The 14,215-nt window shown below is 72.3% G+C and carries 13 protein-coding genes; 10 read left to right on the top strand and 3 right to left on the bottom strand.

Annotation, left to right across the window (positions count from 1 at the left end):
* Positions 1 to 39 precede the first annotated feature (39 nt).
* On the top strand, positions 40 to 327 hold the full coding sequence (locus ACWEKM_RS22595) for a DUF1232 domain-containing protein (RefSeq protein WP_451622986.1): 288 nt from the start codon (positions 40 to 42) through the stop codon (positions 325 to 327).
* 61 nt (positions 328 to 388) lie between these two features.
* Here ACWEKM_RS22595 and ACWEKM_RS22590 read toward each other — a convergent pair whose 3' ends face one another.
* Positions 389 to 2,233 (bottom strand): glycoside hydrolase family 15 protein, encoded by a 1,845-nt coding sequence (locus ACWEKM_RS22590; protein ID WP_451622985.1) that lies wholly within the window; start codon positions 2,231 to 2,233, stop codon positions 389 to 391.
* Between the two features lie 224 nt (positions 2,234 to 2,457).
* Between ACWEKM_RS22590 and ACWEKM_RS22585 the strand changes: the two genes are divergently transcribed.
* The 4 genes from ACWEKM_RS22585 to ACWEKM_RS22570 all read left to right on the top strand — a co-directional run bounded on the left by ACWEKM_RS22585 (position 2,458) and on the right by ACWEKM_RS22570 (position 6,024).
* On the top strand, positions 2,458 to 2,664 hold the full coding sequence (locus tag ACWEKM_RS22585) for a hypothetical protein (RefSeq protein WP_451622984.1): 207 nt from the start codon (positions 2,458 to 2,460) through the stop codon (positions 2,662 to 2,664).
* 466 nt (positions 2,665 to 3,130) lie between these two features.
* Positions 3,131 to 3,277, top strand: coding sequence for a hypothetical protein (locus tag ACWEKM_RS22580; protein ID WP_451622983.1), 147 nt, complete (start codon positions 3,131 to 3,133; stop codon positions 3,275 to 3,277).
* 300 nt (positions 3,278 to 3,577) lie between these two features.
* Complete coding sequence (locus ACWEKM_RS22575; protein ID WP_451622982.1) at positions 3,578 to 5,050, top strand: APC family permease; 1,473 nt, start codon at positions 3,578 to 3,580, stop codon at positions 5,048 to 5,050.
* A 14-nt stretch (positions 5,051 to 5,064) separates the two neighbouring features.
* Entirely contained in the window at positions 5,065 to 6,024 is a 960-nt protein-coding gene (locus ACWEKM_RS22570; protein ID WP_451622981.1) for a hypothetical protein, read from the top strand.
* A 200-nt stretch (positions 6,025 to 6,224) separates the two neighbouring features.
* Here the strand turns inward: ACWEKM_RS22570 and efeB are convergent, their stop codons facing one another.
* Both efeB and efeU read right to left on the bottom strand, forming a co-directional pair.
* Positions 6,225 to 7,505: an iron uptake transporter deferrochelatase/peroxidase subunit gene (efeB, locus tag ACWEKM_RS22565; RefSeq protein ID WP_451622980.1), complete on the bottom strand. Its 1,281-nt coding sequence runs from the start codon at positions 7,503 to 7,505 to the stop codon at positions 6,225 to 6,227.
* Positions 7,506 to 7,683: 178 nt separating this feature from the next.
* Positions 7,684 to 9,789: an iron uptake transporter permease EfeU gene (efeU, locus tag ACWEKM_RS22560; protein ID WP_451622979.1), complete on the bottom strand. Its 2,106-nt coding sequence runs from the start codon at positions 9,787 to 9,789 to the stop codon at positions 7,684 to 7,686.
* Between the two features lie 254 nt (positions 9,790 to 10,043).
* Here efeU and ACWEKM_RS22555 point away from each other — a divergent pair, with 254 nt between their 5' ends.
* The 5 genes from ACWEKM_RS22555 (at position 10,044) to ACWEKM_RS22535 (ending at position 14,190) form a co-directional block, all read left to right on the top strand.
* The gene (locus ACWEKM_RS22555) at positions 10,044 to 10,703 is read left to right on the top strand and encodes a DedA family protein (RefSeq protein ID WP_451622978.1); all 660 of its coding nucleotides are present in this window, start codon (positions 10,044 to 10,046) and stop codon (positions 10,701 to 10,703) included.
* Complete coding sequence (locus tag ACWEKM_RS22550) at positions 10,700 to 11,302, top strand: phosphatase PAP2 family protein (protein WP_451622977.1); 603 nt, start codon at positions 10,700 to 10,702, stop codon at positions 11,300 to 11,302. Before ACWEKM_RS22555 ends, ACWEKM_RS22550 begins: the two co-directional genes overlap by 4 nt.
* Complete coding sequence (locus tag ACWEKM_RS22545) at positions 11,299 to 12,003, top strand: phosphatase PAP2 family protein (protein ID WP_451622976.1); 705 nt, start codon at positions 11,299 to 11,301, stop codon at positions 12,001 to 12,003. The genes ACWEKM_RS22550 and ACWEKM_RS22545 overlap by 4 nt, the downstream gene beginning before the upstream one ends.
* 157 nt (positions 12,004 to 12,160) lie before the next feature.
* Positions 12,161 to 12,835 carry a response regulator transcription factor gene (locus tag ACWEKM_RS22540; protein ID WP_451622975.1) on the top strand — a complete coding sequence of 225 codons (675 nt, stop codon included), beginning with the start codon at positions 12,161 to 12,163 and terminating at the stop codon, positions 12,833 to 12,835.
* Positions 12,832 to 14,190: a sensor histidine kinase gene (locus ACWEKM_RS22535; protein ID WP_451622974.1), complete on the top strand. Its 1,359-nt coding sequence runs from the start codon at positions 12,832 to 12,834 to the stop codon at positions 14,188 to 14,190. The genes ACWEKM_RS22540 and ACWEKM_RS22535 overlap by 4 nt, the downstream gene beginning before the upstream one ends.
* Positions 14,191 to 14,215: the final 25 nt, after the last annotated feature.

The raw sequence follows: 14,215 nt of genomic DNA, 5'->3' as shown, positions 1-14,215 counted from the left end.
GATGACGTACCGAAACCGGCATACCGAAACAGGAGCCCCATGGACACGACCACCACCGTGCTGCTGGTCGCCGCCGTGCTCGCGGCCGCCGTCCTCGCCGTGGCCCTCGTCCTGCTGGTCCGGCTGGTCCGCGCCCGGCGGACGCTGCGGCAGGCCGGGCTGCCCACGGGACCGCGCTGGATCTTCTGGGGCGCCGTCCTCTATCTGGTGCTGCCCGCCGACCTGCTGCCCGACCCCGTGTACCTCGACGACATCGGCGTGCTGCTGCTCGCGCTGCGCAGTCTGCGCAGCGGGTCGACGCTGCCGACGGACACCCCGAAGTCCTGAGCCGTCCGGGGAGGTCATCCGGGCGGCACAGGCATGGTCGGCCGCGCTGTGGGAGCGCCGGTCAGCCGAGGGCGCGGTCCAGGTTGAAGGCGGCGCTGATCAGCGAGAAGTGAGTGAACGCCTGCGGGAAGTTGCCCTGTTGCTCGCCGGTGCGGCCGATCTCCTCCGCGTACAGCCCCAGGTGGTTGGCGTATGTGAGCATCTTCTCGAACGCCAGCCGGGCCTCCTCCAGCCGTCCGGCGCGCACCATCGCCTCGACGTACCAGAACGAGCAGATCGAGAACGTGCCCTCGTCGCCGCGCAGTCCGTCGGGGCTGGCCTGCGGGTCGTAGCGGTAGACGAGGGAGTCGGAGACCAGGTCCTCGGTCAGGGCGTCCAGGGTGGACAGCCACTTCGGGTCGGTGGGCGCGATGAACTTGGCCAGCGGCATCATCAGCAGCGAGGCGTCCAGCACGTCGCCGTCCTCGTACTGGACGAAGGCGTGGCGCGTCGGCGACCAGCCGCGTTCCATGATCCGCCGGTAGATCGTGTCGCGGCTCTGCCGCCAGCGGGGCAGGTCGGCGGGGAGTCCGCGCCGGTTGGCGAGCCGGATGGCACGCTCGATGGCCACCCAGCACATCAGCCGCGAGTAGAGGAAGCTCTTGCGGCCGCCCCGGGTCTCCCACACCCCCTCGTCCGGCTGATCCCAGTTGTCGCAGACCCAGTCCACCAGATGGGACACATCGTCCCACTGGTCGCTGGAGATGGGCTGGGCCCACTTGTCGTAGAGGTAGATCGAGTCGATGAGGGCGCCGTAGATGTCGAGCTGGAGCTGGTCGGCGGCGGCGTTGCCGACCCGGACCGGGGCGGAGCCCTGGTGGCCCTCCAGGTGGGGCAGTTCGCGTTCGGGCAGGTCGGTGCGGCCGTCGATGCCGTACATGATCTGCAGCGGCCCGGAGGCGCCGCCGTCGCCGACACTGATGTGAGTGGTCAGGAACCGCATGAACGCCGCGGCCTCGCTGCTGAAGCCCAGCCGCAGCAGCGCGTAGACGCAGAAGGCCGCGTCGCGCACCCAGACGTAGCGGTAGTCCCAGTTGCGTTCACCGCCGATCTGTTCGGGGAGGCTGGTGGTCGGGGCGGCGACGATGGCGCCGGTCGGCGCGTAGGTGAGCAGTTTGAGGGTGAGCGCCGACCGGTGCACCATCTCGCGCCAGCGCCCGCGGTATCGGGACTGGTGCAGCCAGCCGCGCCAGTAGGCGACCGTGGCGGCGAACTCGTGCTCGGCCTCGACGTGGGCGCAGCCGCGGGGTGCCACGGCGTCGCCGACCCGGTCGAGGGCGAACACCGCGGACTCGCCCTCGGCGAGCTTGAAGTCGGCACGGACGTCCACGCCGTCGCTCTCCAGCGCCACGGTGGAGGTGAGGCACAGGGACAGCTCCGAGGACTCGAACAGGGTGCTGCCGTCGCGCATGGCCACGGTGTGCGGGTCGGCGCCGTAGTTGAACCGCGGGGCCACCCGGGCGCGGAAGGGGACGGCTCCGCGGACGCACACGACACGCCGGATCAAGCGGTGCCGGTCGCCCTCGGTGGAGCCGGCGGGCTCCCCGGTCACCGGCATGAAGTCCTGGACCTCGCCCACGCCGTCCTCGGTGAAGAAGCGGGTGATCAGCACATTGGTGTCGGGGAAGTAGAACTGCTTGGTCCGGGCCGGTACGGCGGCGGCCAGCTCGAAGGCTCCGCCGCGCTCGGCGTCCAGGATCGCCGCGAAGACGCTGGGGGCGTCGAAGGACGGGCAGCAGTACCAGTCGATCGTGCCGTCGCTGCCCACCAGGGCCACGGTCTGCAGGTCGCCGATCAGTCCGTGCTCGGCGATCGGCAGATAGCGCGGGTTGCCGTGCTCGTCCCGGCGGAACGGCGTCTCGGACATCACGGCGGCCTCCCGGGGACGGGTGTGCGGGCTGCTTCCAGCCGGCGTGCGGACTGCTTCCAGCTTAGGAGCGAAGGTTTTCCTACGGTACGGCCGCGGGCCGGGCGCCGGGCGAGGCCCCCCTTCCGGATGCAGGGCGGGCCGTGGCGGTGAATCGTGAGAGTGGGCCCCGGTCTCGCGGCACGGGTACCGATGCGGCCACACGGACCCGAGGAGGAGACATCATGTCGACGTCAGAATCAGAAGCGTCCCGGCCGTCCGACGACCGCTGCACCCCGGACGCCCTGCTCCACTCCGCCCCCGGCGCCGGCATCGGCCCGGAGGACCTGGTCCTCGCCGCGGGCAGGGACATCACCCCGGCCAATCTCGAATGGGCTCGCCGGAAGCTGGAGTCGGAGGGCCCGGCCGCCATCGAGAAGCTGCTGCCGTAGCGGGCGCGGCCGTCGGGCGGCCGGTTCCGCCTCTAGAGCTCCGAACAGAATGGGCGCCGGGGGCCGGAGCGGCTCCGGGTCCCGGCGGACCACCGCGTCGGCGCCGACGCCGCTGCCGCTCGCCATGGCTGCTGTCCGCCCGGCGTGCGGGCAGGGTGACCGTCCGTCGCTCACGGTGACGGCGCCGAAGGCTGCGATGCCCCAGGGAGCGGGACGGACGGCGGTGACCGTTTCCGGGAGTGCCGTTCCTGAGCCGGCCCCCGGGCTGCCGGGCTCCGGTAGGTGCCGGACTGTCCCACGACCAGGTGTCCCTGTTCGCCGGGACGGGCCACCCGTGCCAGGGACAGTACGTTGTCCGAGTCCACGATCGTGCGTGCGCCCGTCCAACTCGGCACTGTCCGCCCCGGCCGGGCGCGTACCGGTGGCGATCACGAGGTGCTCGGCGCACAACAGCCGTTCCTGTCCGGTGACTTCGCGCAGCGCGACGGTGTACGGGTCGGCAAAGCGGCCCGGAGGCGCCGCCGTTGCCTTCCGGTTCGGGGAGACCGTCGCCACCGTCGAACGCCGTCCCCGCAACACCCTGACCGTCCTGGAGAATCAACCGGCCGGGTGACCGGCCGGGCGCCGAAGGCCGGGCGCTCAGGGGGAAGTTGGGGCGAACGGGGGTCCGTGACATTATCCGCTGGTCAGTCCCGAAAGGGTAAAGGGCACCGCTATCATCACACCCACACTCGGTGTAACCGTAAGCCGAAGCACGGCTGAACGGTGCCCGCCGCCCCCTTTCCCAGCTCTGGCCCGACCCCGACCCGAGGCCACCCCTCTCCGGGGCCGAGGCGGGTCCGCACCCCCCACTCCGTACGCCGGTCGGGCCGGGCCGCCCGGGCGCCGTGCACAACCGGAAAGCAGCACAACCATGAGCAACAACAGGGGCAGAGGGCTCCAGGCCAATGCCCTCGGTACGTTCGACACCGTCGTCATGGCCGTCGCGGGCAGTGCTCCGGCCTACTCGCTGGCCGCCACCACCGCCGTCCTGGTCGGCGCGGTGGGTCTGGCCAGCCCGGCGACGCTGCTGTACTGCGCGATCCCGATGCTGGGCATCGCGCTGGCGTTCGCGCAGCTAGGCCGGATCGATGTGAACGCGGGCGCGAGCTACTCATGGGTGGGGCGCACCCTGCATCCGTCACTGGGCTTCGTCAGCGGTTGGGCGCTGGTGGTCGCGGCGACCATCTTCATGGTGGCCGGGTCGCTGCCCGCCGGTTCGATGACGCTTGCGCTGTTCGACGAGCGGCTGGCCGACGACACCGGCCTGGCCACGGTCGTGGGCGCCGGCTGGTTCCTGCTCATGCTCGGCGTCGTGCTGGGCGGTGCCCGGATCACCGTACGGGCGCAGCTGCTGATGTCCGGCGTGGAGCTGGCCCTGCTGGCGCTGTTCGCGGTGCTGGCCGTCTTCCACACCGGCAACGCCCGCCCGTTCGACTGGTCCTGGCTGGGCTTCGGCCGGTTCGACGGGACGTCCGGATTCGCCTCGGGCGCGCTGATCGCCACCTTCTACTACTGGGGCTGGGACGTCACGAGCAACCTGAGCGAGGAGACCCGCAACAGCCGTCGTACGACCGGACTCGCGGGCCTGATCGGACTGGGCACCGTGTTTCTGCTGTTCGAGGTGTTCACCATCGCCGCGAACGTCATCCTCTCCTCGGAGCAGATCGCCGGGAACGCGGCCAATGTGCTGGCCGTGCTCGGCGAGGAGATCTGGCCCGGCTGGGGCGGCAAGCTGCTGATCGTCTCGGTGATGCTGTCCACCATCGCCACGCTGGAGACGACGCTCATCCAGGTGACGCGGTCGCTGTTCGCGATGGGTCGCGACCGGACGATGCCGACCGTGCTGGGCCGGGTGCACCGCACCTGGAACACGCCCTGGGTGGCGATCACCGTGGTCGGCGTGGTGGCGCTGGTGATGTTCATCGCCGCCAACGCCCTGGGTACGGTCGGTGACATCCTCTCCGACGCGATCTCGGCGATCGGCCTGCAGATCGCCGTGTACTACGGTCTCACCGGGCTCGCGGCGGTCGTCGCCTACCGCAAGCTGCTGTTCACCTCGCCGTCCCGGTTCGTCCTCGGCGGGCTGTGGCCGTTGTCCGGCTCCCTGTTCATGTTCTGGGTCTTCGTCAAGTCACTGGGCGAGCTGAACGGCGCCGCCGTGGCGATCGGCCTCGGCGGCCTGGCCGTCGGCCTGGTGCCGATGCTCTGGTACTGGCACAAGGGCAGCGACTACTACCGGCCGGCCAGGCTGGACGCCACGCGCACCGTCGAGACCGAGTACGTCCTCGACGACCGCGCGGTGGCGCGGTCCCACCTCCACGAGGGCCTCCCCACCGACTTCTGAGGGGGGTGAGACCGATGGCGCGAGACAGATTCACGCCCGACTTCGACCCCGACTGCGGGGACACGCTGCTCACCTCCGCCCGCCACGACATCGTGATCGGCCGCTGGCAGGGGCTCCGTGACCTGCTGCGGGCCACCGGTGCCGACTGGCTCTCGCGGGGCCACCGGATGCGGCTGCTGGCGCAGGCGTGCGCGGGCAGCACGACGGTGGAGTCCTGGCTGGCCGCCGAGCCGCACAGCGCCGACGCGCTGGTGCTGCGCGCGGCGACGGAGACGGTCCGGGCCTTCACGCTGGCCATTGCGGCGGGCCGGGGGGTGCCGATCGACCGGGAGCGGATCGACACCGCCGTGCGAGCCTGTCTGCGGGCCATCGAGTCCTGGCCCGAGGACCCGACGCCATGGGTCTCGCTGATCTCAGTGGCCCGGCTGTATCCGAAGGGGGTACGGCGATCGGAACTGGCGCGCTGGTGGGACGAGTTGCACCGGCGCGACCCCTACGGTGTGGAGGGCCACCTTCAGGTGCTGCACTACTACTCGGCGCGCTGGCACGGCTCCCACGGCCTCATGTACGACTTCGCCCGGGACGCGGCCGGGGTGGCCCCACCCGGCTGCGCGCTGCCGGTGCTGGTGCAGTACGCGCGGGTCGAGGAGTTCCGTTACGCCCTGGACCGTGCGCAGGGGCAGCGCGGGACGGTCGGCCTGGGCCAGCACTTGAACCACGACGGCGCGGTCAGCGATGTGCGCCGCACCTGGCACCGGTGGATCGCGGGCCGGGGCGACGCCACCGTCGCCCCGGCCGAGCTGCGCGACCTGAACCATCTGGCCCATGCGGCCTGCCACGCGGGCACCACGGACATCGCCTCCGCCACCCTGCGCATGCTGGGCCGCCGCGCCACCCGCACCCCGTGGTCATACACGGGCGACCCAGAAAAACAACTCAAGCGCTGGCGCAAAGACCTGAACATAAAACCCTGACGAGCCCCCAAGGGACACGAGGAACTACGCAACCAGCCCCCCAAGGGGCGGCGCGGGGAACTGCGCAACCAGCCACAACACACCCGCACCCGACACAGACGACCAGCCCCCAAAGAAAGGGGCGCGGGGAACTGCGCAACCGGCCACAACACACCCGCACCCAAACAGACCGCCGTATCCCGGCCCACCCAGCGGAGCGTCTACGTCATCAGGCCCCGGCCCAGCCAATCGTCGGCGTCCTTGACACCGGGCAGCGCGAAGAAGTAGCCGCCGCCCGTCGGGGAGATGTAGTCGACCAGGGGTTCGTCGATCAGCCGGGTCTGGGTGGCCTCGAACTGCCGCCGGACGTCCTGCTGGTAGCAGCAGAAGACCAGCCCCATGTCGAGGTCGCCGACGCTGTCGACGCCCCGGTCGTAGTGGTAACCGCGGCGCAGGATGCGGGAGTCGTCGGTGGCGGGGGTGCGCGGGTTGGCGAGCCGGATGTGCGCGTCCAGCGGGATCGCGGTGCCGTGCGGGTCCTTCGCGTACTGCGGGATGTCGCTCTCCTCGGTGCCGTCCAACGGCGCGCCGGTGTCCTTGCGGCGGCCGAACATCTTCTCCTGCTCGCTGAGCGAGACCCGGTCCCAGAACTCCACCAGCATCCGGATGATCCGGATCACTTGGAAGCTGCCGCCGGTCGCCCACGCCGGCTCGCCCTGCCCGGCGCCGACCCAGATGAGACGCTCGGTCTCCCGGGCCGAGGTGACGTTTGGGTTGGCTATGCCGTCCTTGAAGCCGAGCAGGTTGCGCGGGGCGCCGGTGGGACGCGGGGTGTTCTGGAAGCCGTCGACGCGCCACTTGATCTGCATGGCCCCGCGGGTGTGCCGGGCGATGTCGCGCAGCGCGTGCAGCACCGTGTCCCGGCGGTCGGCGCACAGTTGCAGCGACAGGTCGCCGTGGCACTCGGCGGGGTTCAGACGGTCGTTCGGGAACGTCCTCATCGGCGTGAGCCGGCTCGGTCTGGCCTTCGCCAGTCCGTAGCGGTCGTCGAAGAGGGAGGCGCCGACGCCCACGGTGACCGTGAGCGCGTCGGCGGGAACCTCGGGGCCCAGGATGCCGCTGTCCGAGGGCGGTGCCCCGACGCCCAGGTCGGCGGGGGTGCCCCCGGCGGTGAGGAAACGGGCCCGTTCGGTGAGGGTGCGCAGCAGATCGGTCAGACCCTTGCGGTCGTCCGCGATCACGTCGAAGGAGACAAAGGCCGCGGCGGCGGGCGCGGGGGTGACGATGCCCGCCTGGTGGGCGCCGTGGAAGGACACCTTGGCGGCCTCGGAGGAGCCGTCCGCGGCCTGCGCCTGTCCCGTCCCGCTCTGGCTCAGCGCGAAGCCGCCCCCGGCCAGGGCCGCACCGGCGGCCCCGGCGCCCAGGGCGCTCCGTACGAAGGTGCGGCGAGCCTGGCCGGCGGGGCGGGCGCCGTGCGGGGCGGGCGTTTCGGCGGACGGCATGGGGGTGTTCCCTTCGCTACGAGCAGGGTGGTGCGGGGCGTTGCGGTACGGGGCAGGGCGGATCGGGGCGGGTCCGAACGGGGCGGGTCCGAGCGGTCGGGGTCCGGGTGGGCGTGCCGCCGGGCCCGCGGGCCGTGCGGGCGCCCGCGCGTGATGACCGCCGAGCACCCGGCGGTCATCAGGCGGACCTCCGGATCTCCAACAGGTCCGGGATCGGCGCGAGATCCTCCAGGAGTTGGCCGGTGGCGCCGTCGAGACGGGCCCGGGCCGTCGCGTCGAGCCGGTCGACCGGTGTCCACCGCGCGCCGTGGTGCGCCGCGTCGAGGAGCTTCTGGAGGCGGGCTATATCCGCGTCGACCGTGGGGAGCAGCTGCGGTGACCGGCTGGTCAGCAACGGCCGCAGTACGGTGAGCAGTTCACCGGTGCCCCGGAGATCGGCGTCGGCGGTGGCGAGGTTGGTGCCGCTGCCCTCGTCGGTGTCGCCGGTGAGTTCGAACTGGAGGGTGTTCTCCAGGATCTCGTGGGCGCGCAACGGCAGGTCACCCGGGTCGAAGTCCTGGGTGGGGAACGCCGTGCGAAGGGCCGCGACCGCGTCGGCGAGTTGCCGGGCGGGCGCCGTCAGCCGGTTCGCGGACTGCCCGTGCCACAGTCCGTACTCGACCCGGTGGAAGCCGGTGAAGTCCTTGTCCCGCACACCGTCCGGCAGGCCGTCGGCCCGGCCGTCGATCCGCTGGGCGAAGTCCGCGAAGGTGCCGTACGCGGCGCCGAGGGAGGAGTAGGTGCGGTGCGCGGTCAGCCAGTCGGTGCGGGCCTGGTCGAGCCGGCCGCCCGCGATGTCGTCGCCGAGCGTGCGGGTCTGTGTGACGAGCGCGGCCAGGCCCCGGTCGACGTAGGCCCGGTACGCCTTCAGGGGGGCGGCGAGGTCGCGTTCCGAGACGGGTACGACCGTCCTGGCCGCGCCGCCACCGCTGACGGTGACGGACCTGGAGGTGACGGCCCTGCCGCCGGTGGGCACACAGCGCCAGGCGTAGGTGCCGCCCGCGACCGTGGCGACCAGTTCCCGGGTGGTACCGGGGGCGAGCCCCTCGATCTCGCCGTAGACGGCGTCGGTGGCCGGGTCGATGAGGTACACCTCGGAGGTCCGGCCGCCGGTGTTGTGCATGCGGAAGGTCCGCCGTCCGGGTTTCGGCGCGGCGAAGCCCTGGCCGCAGTCGGTCTCCGAGACGGCGACCGTCTGGGCGTCCGCCGGTTCGGGGCGGGCGAGGGCGACGACGAGAGCCGCGAGAACCGCGGGGACGGCGACGACCGCGACAGGGACCACCCAGGCCGGCCGGCGCCGGACGACGGCGCCCCGCGACGGCGTCGCCGACGCTTCGGCGGCAGACGGTTCGCGGTCGGCCGACCCAGGCACAGACGTCCCGTGCGCCGACGGCTGGGGCGCCGGCGGCTCGGTGGCCGACGGCCGGGACGCGGAGGGGCGCACCCCGCGTACGAACAGCGTCATCACCACGGCGAGGTAGGCGACGTAGGCCGTCGCCTGGAGCCAGGTCATCGTCGGCGTCAGGTTGAACACGCCCTGCACCAGGGTGCTGTACCAGGCGCCGGCGTCGACGCTGCCGCCGAGGTCGACGGCGTACGCGCTCCGCCCGGGCAGAACTCCGCCCTCCTGGAGGTCGCGCAGACCGTAACCGAGGACGCCGGCCGCGATCACGACGAGGACGACGCCGGTGGCGGTGAAGAACCGCGTCAGGTTGATCTTCAGGACCCGCCGGTACAGACCCCAGCACAGGCCCACCGCGAGGACCAGACCGATGCCCGCGCCGCTCAGCGGGCCCGTGGACTCGCCGGCCGCCCGTGCCGTGGTCCACAGGAACAGGGCTGTCTCCAGGCCCTCGCGGCCCACGGCGAGGAAGGAGGTGACGATCAGCATGCCCGCGCCCATGGCGAGCGCGCCGGTGACCTTCTCCCTGATCTCGCCCGACAGGCCGCGGGCCGAGCGGCGCATCCAGAAGACCATCGCGGTGACGAACGCGACGGCGATCACGCTGAGGGTGCCGCCGAACGCCTCCTGCGCGCCGGCGGAGAGGGACGCGGCGGTGAATGTGAGGACGGCGCCGAAGCTCATCGACAGCGCGACGGCCGCGAGGACGCCCGTCCACACCTGGGGCAGCCGCGATCTGGCATCCGCCCGCACCAGGGTGGCCACCAGGATGGAGACGATGAGCCCGCCTTCGAGTCCCTCCCTCAGTCCGATCAGGAAACTCGGAAACGCGTCGTCCCACATGGCCCGCGACCCTCCCTGGTTAGCGAAGGCATGCCTTACCTTCGCGGACCATAATGACTACACCCGTGTAGTCATCAGGTCACGAACCGGCAATGGAGCGGCAAAAGCCCGGAACCCGGAGCGCCTGCCGATCGTCTACAGTTCGGTAGACCGTCTACATCTATGTAGTCGAAACCCATGTGGTCGAGATCTATGTAGTCGAAACCTATGTAGTCGCATGAACCTATGTAGTCGTATGAAAGGGGCGCGCGACGATGACCGCTGCCGCACACCTGTCGTCGCAGCTCGCTGTCAACGTGCTGGATGCCCACTCGCTGCTGGCCGCCTTCGGCGTGCTGGGCGTCGGTGTGGTGCTCTTCGCCGAGACGGGGCTGCTGATCGGTTTCTTCCTGCCCGGCGACTCGCTGCTGTTCACGGCGGGTCTGCTGTGCACCGGCACCGCCGGCCAGGGGTTGCGGTTGTCCCTGGCGCCGCTGCTGGTCGCCGCCGCGGTGGGGGCGCTGGCCGGCTCGCAGTGCGGGTATCTGCTGGGCCGCAAGGCGGGCCGCACGCTGCTGGAGCGCAGCCGCTCGACGCGGCTGCACGAGGGTGCGCGGCGCGCCGAGGAACTGCTCGACCGCTACGGCCACGCGAAGGCGATCGTCCTCGCCCGGTTCGTGCCCGTGGTGCGCACGGTGCTCAATCCGATGGCCGGGGCACTCGGTGTGCCCGCCCGGACGTTCACGGTGTGGCAGGTGATCGGCGGCCTGGTGTGGAGCGTCGGGCTGACCCTCGCCGGATATGCACTGGGCTCCACCGTCCCGAACGTCGACAAGTACCTGCTGCCGGTGATCGCGGTGATCGTGCTGGTGTCCCTGATCCCACTCGTCGCCGAGGTGCTGCGCTCCCGCAGGGCGGCCAAGGAGGCCCGATGATCCTCGCGCTCTCGGGTTCGGCGGTCGACGGCGAGTCCTATACGGACGTGGTGGCGCTGGCGCACCGCTCACCCGGCTGGCTCAACGACGCGGTGACGGTGTGGTCGGCCTACGGCCTCGCCCTCTTCGCGGTGCTGATGACCGTCGGCTGGTGGCGCTCGCGCCGGGCGGGGGCGCGGGCCGCCCTGACGGCCCTGGCCGTTCCGGTGGTCGTGGTGGCGGCGTTCGGCGTGGACGCCGGACTCAAGGCGCTGGTACGGGAGAACCGGCCGTGCCAGAGCCTGCGGGTCAGCACACTGGAGGCGTGTCCGGCGCCGGGCGACTGGTCGTTCCCGAGCAATCACGCGGCGATCGCGGTCGCCGCGGCGGTGGCCCTCTGTTTCGTCTCCCGCCGACTGGGCGCCGTCGCGGCCCTGGCCGCGGGCGCCATGACGGTCTCCCGGGTGTGGATCGGCGTCCACTATCCGCACGACGTCCTCGTGGGGGCCATGCTCGGGGGACTCGTCGCGTTCGTGTCGATGACGGTGCTGCGGCGGTGGCCGGGAGGACTCGCCCTGCGGCTGTCGGCGACCCGGCTGCGCCCGCTTCTGGTGTCATGAACCGCAAGCACATCACCGAACTCGCGGGCGGCACCGGCCTCGGCGCCTGGACCGCCTTCGGGGTGCTGACCATGGTCGTGGTCGGCGCCCACGGCGCCCCGCTGTTTCTGGACAACGCCCTGCTGCACTGGTCCCTCGGCCACCGACCGGCCGAGGCGGTGGCCGTGGCCCGCGGACTGACCGCCACGGGCACGGGCGTGCTGCCGTACGCCCTGGTGGTACTGGCGGCGCTGGTCGCGGGGCGCACCGCGCGGCAGCGGCTGGCCGCCGTACTGCTGGGTGTGGTCTGCCTCGGCGCGGGACAGGCCGCACGGTACGGCGTCATGGAGCTGGTGGCGCGGGCCCGCCCGCCACGGCCCGACTGGCAGACGCACGCCTCGGGCTGGGCCTACCCCTCGGGCCACAGCACCACGGCGGCCCTCACCGCCGCCCTGGTGATCCTCGCGGTCTGTGTGCGCGCCCCGCGCGGCAGGACGCCGCTATGCCTGGCCGTCGGCTGCTGGGGCGTGCTGGTCGGGCTCACCCGGGTCCATCTCGGCGTGCACTGGTTCACCGACGTGCTCGGCGGCTGGCTGTTCGCCGTCGGCTGGCTCGGCGTCTGCCTGTGCGCGGCGGCCTGGTGGCTACCCGCACGGCTCGTCACCCGGCACAGCGCGCACGACGAACGCGACGCGCACCACGAACGCAACGAACACGGCTGACACGACGCATTCAGCCGGTCCGACGGACTCGACGACCCCGACGGACTCGACAAACTCAGATTCGGACTCGAACTCGAACTCGGACCCAGAGCCAGAGTCAGATTCGGACTCGTCGGGCCCGAGCCCGAGCCCGACGGGAGCATCCAGGGAGGACACCGTGCGTCCCAAGATCCTGATCATCGAGGACGATCACGCCCTGCGTGACGTCCTGCGCCGCGGCCTGCACGACGAGGACTTCGACACGGTGCCCGCCCCGGACGGCGCCACGGCCCTACGGCTGGCGACGCCCGACGTGGCCGCCGCGGTGCTGGACGTCGGGCTGCCCGACGCCGACGGCCGGGACGTGTGCCAGGCAATGCGCGCGGCCGGATTCTGGGCCCCCGTCATCTTCCTGACGGCACGGCACGGTCTTGCGGACCGGCTGTCGGGGTTCTCCGCCGGCGGCGACGACTATCTCCCCAAGCCCTTCCACCTGACCGAACTCGCCGCCCGGCTGCGAGCCGCGGTCAAGCGCGCCGCACCGCCGACCGCGGCCCCGCCGGTCGCCACAGCAGGCGGCCTGGTCCTGGACCCGGTCCGGTACAGCGCCACCGTGGCGGGCGGCCGGATCGCCCTCACCCCGACGGAGTTCCGGCTGCTCGCCGCGCTCACCGCGGCAGGCGGGGACCTCGTGCGCCGTCGCGAGCTGGTCCGGGCCGGCTGGCCGGAGGGCGCGCAGGTCAGTGACAACACCCTGGACCAGTATCTGACCCGGCTGCGGCGCAAGCTGCGCGCCGCGGGCAGCGGGCTGACGGTCGGCACCGCGCGCGGCATAGGCCACCGGCTGATATGAGGATCCCCTTGCGGTGGGCGCCGCGGACCCTGCGCGGGCGGCTGTCACTGATCGCGCTGACGCTGGCCGCGCTGCTCATGGTGATCCTCACCGTGGTCTTCGACACCGTCGCCCGGCAGCGCCTCCAGCGTGAGGCGGACGACGAACTGCGCACCCGGGCGGCGGCCGTCGCCACCGCCGTCGACACCCTCGGCGGATCGATACGGGTCCTGGAGCCCGCCAACGACACGCTCCTGGACACGAACACATGGATCTACGCGGGCCCGCGACTGCTCGAACGCCCGCCGTCCACGGCTCGTGTCGGCGCCCTCACCGGGGCGGCCGGCGCACTGGCCCGCGCGGGCCGGGGCTGCGCCACCGTCGACGGGCACGATCCGGTCCGGCTGTGTGCCGAGCCGGTGCCCGGCGGCGGTGCGAACGCCGCCACCGTCGTCACGGCCCTGGACCTGTCGCCGTACCACGGCTTGGCCGAGACGCTGCTGCTGGGCTCGATCGCGCTCGACGTCGTGATGCTCGCCTGTACCTACGGGCTGACCCGGCTGGCGGTCGGCCGTGCGCTGCGGCCCGTGCGCACGATGACGGACCAGGCCACCCAATGGAGCGCCACGGCCTCCGACGAGCGGTTCGGCGGGGTCGAGCGGCCGGCCGAACTCGCCGGGCTCGGCGCCTCGTTGGACGCCCTGCTCGACCGCATACGAGCGGTGCTGCGGCACGAACGGCAGCTCACCGCGGAACTGTCGCACGAACTGCGCACGCCGCTCAGCCGGATCGTCGCCGAGCTGGACTGGTGGCGCGCCCGCCCGCGGTCGCGGGCCGAGACCCGGGCCACCCAGGACGTGATCGCCGAGGCGGCCCGGTCGATGGGCACCATCTGCGACACCCTGCTGAACGAGGCCCGCGACGGCCTCGGGGCGGCCCCCGGCACGACCGACGTACTGCCCGCGCTGCGTCGTCTGGTCTCCGCGCTGGAGACGCCCCGTGCGGTGCGGATCACGGTCACCGGCCCGGAGCTGCCGCTGCGCGCCGCGGTGCGGTCGGCGCTCCTGGAGCGGATCGTCGGCCCGCTGGTCGCGAACGCGCTGCGCTACGCCCGCGCGGATGTCACGATCGTCGCCCGCCCGGCGGCGGGCGGCGTGCGCGTCGACGTCACGGACGACGGGCCGGGCGTACCAGGATGGTTCACGGACCGGCTCTTCCAGCCGGGCCGGCGGGCCGATCCCGGTGACGGGCACGGCGGAGCGGGCCTCGGGCTGCCGCTCGCGCGACGCCTGGCCCGCTCCGCCGGCGGTGACGTGACCTTCGAGCCCGGGAGGGTTCCGGGAGCGTGCTTCGTGGTGACGCTGCCCGCCGGGTAGGGGCGGCCCGCGGTGGCGCCGTACG

This window comes from Streptomyces sp. NPDC004752 (genome assembly GCF_053601275.1).
The sequence above is the reverse complement of the archived record's forward strand: the minus strand, read 5'-3'. Positions and strand labels throughout refer to the sequence as shown.

Bases quoted from the DNA above. Each gene is read 5' to 3' on its own strand.
- ACWEKM_RS22585 (WP_451622984.1), top strand. From the start codon at position 2,458: ATGTCGACGTCAGAATCAGAAGCGTCCCGGCCGTCCGACGACCGCTGC.
- efeB (WP_451622980.1), bottom strand. From the start codon at position 7,505: ATGCCGTCCGCCGAAACGCCCGCCCCGCACGGCGCCCGCCCCGCCGGC.
- ACWEKM_RS22575 (WP_451622982.1), top strand. From the start codon at position 3,578: ATGAGCAACAACAGGGGCAGAGGGCTCCAGGCCAATGCCCTCGGTACG.
- ACWEKM_RS22570 (WP_451622981.1), top strand. From the start codon at position 5,065: ATGGCGCGAGACAGATTCACGCCCGACTTCGACCCCGACTGCGGGGAC.
- efeU (WP_451622979.1), bottom strand. From the start codon at position 9,789: ATGTGGGACGACGCGTTTCCGAGTTTCCTGATCGGACTGAGGGAGGGA.
- ACWEKM_RS22555 (WP_451622978.1), top strand. From the start codon at position 10,044: ATGACCGCTGCCGCACACCTGTCGTCGCAGCTCGCTGTCAACGTGCTG.
- ACWEKM_RS22590 (WP_451622985.1), bottom strand. From the start codon at position 2,233: ATGTCCGAGACGCCGTTCCGCCGGGACGAGCACGGCAACCCGCGCTAT.
- ACWEKM_RS22535 (WP_451622974.1), top strand. From the start codon at position 12,832: ATGAGGATCCCCTTGCGGTGGGCGCCGCGGACCCTGCGCGGGCGGCTG.
- ACWEKM_RS22550 (WP_451622977.1), top strand. From the start codon at position 10,700: ATGATCCTCGCGCTCTCGGGTTCGGCGGTCGACGGCGAGTCCTATACG.
- ACWEKM_RS22595 (WP_451622986.1), top strand. From the start codon at position 40: ATGGACACGACCACCACCGTGCTGCTGGTCGCCGCCGTGCTCGCGGCC.
- ACWEKM_RS22545 (WP_451622976.1), top strand. From the start codon at position 11,299: ATGAACCGCAAGCACATCACCGAACTCGCGGGCGGCACCGGCCTCGGC.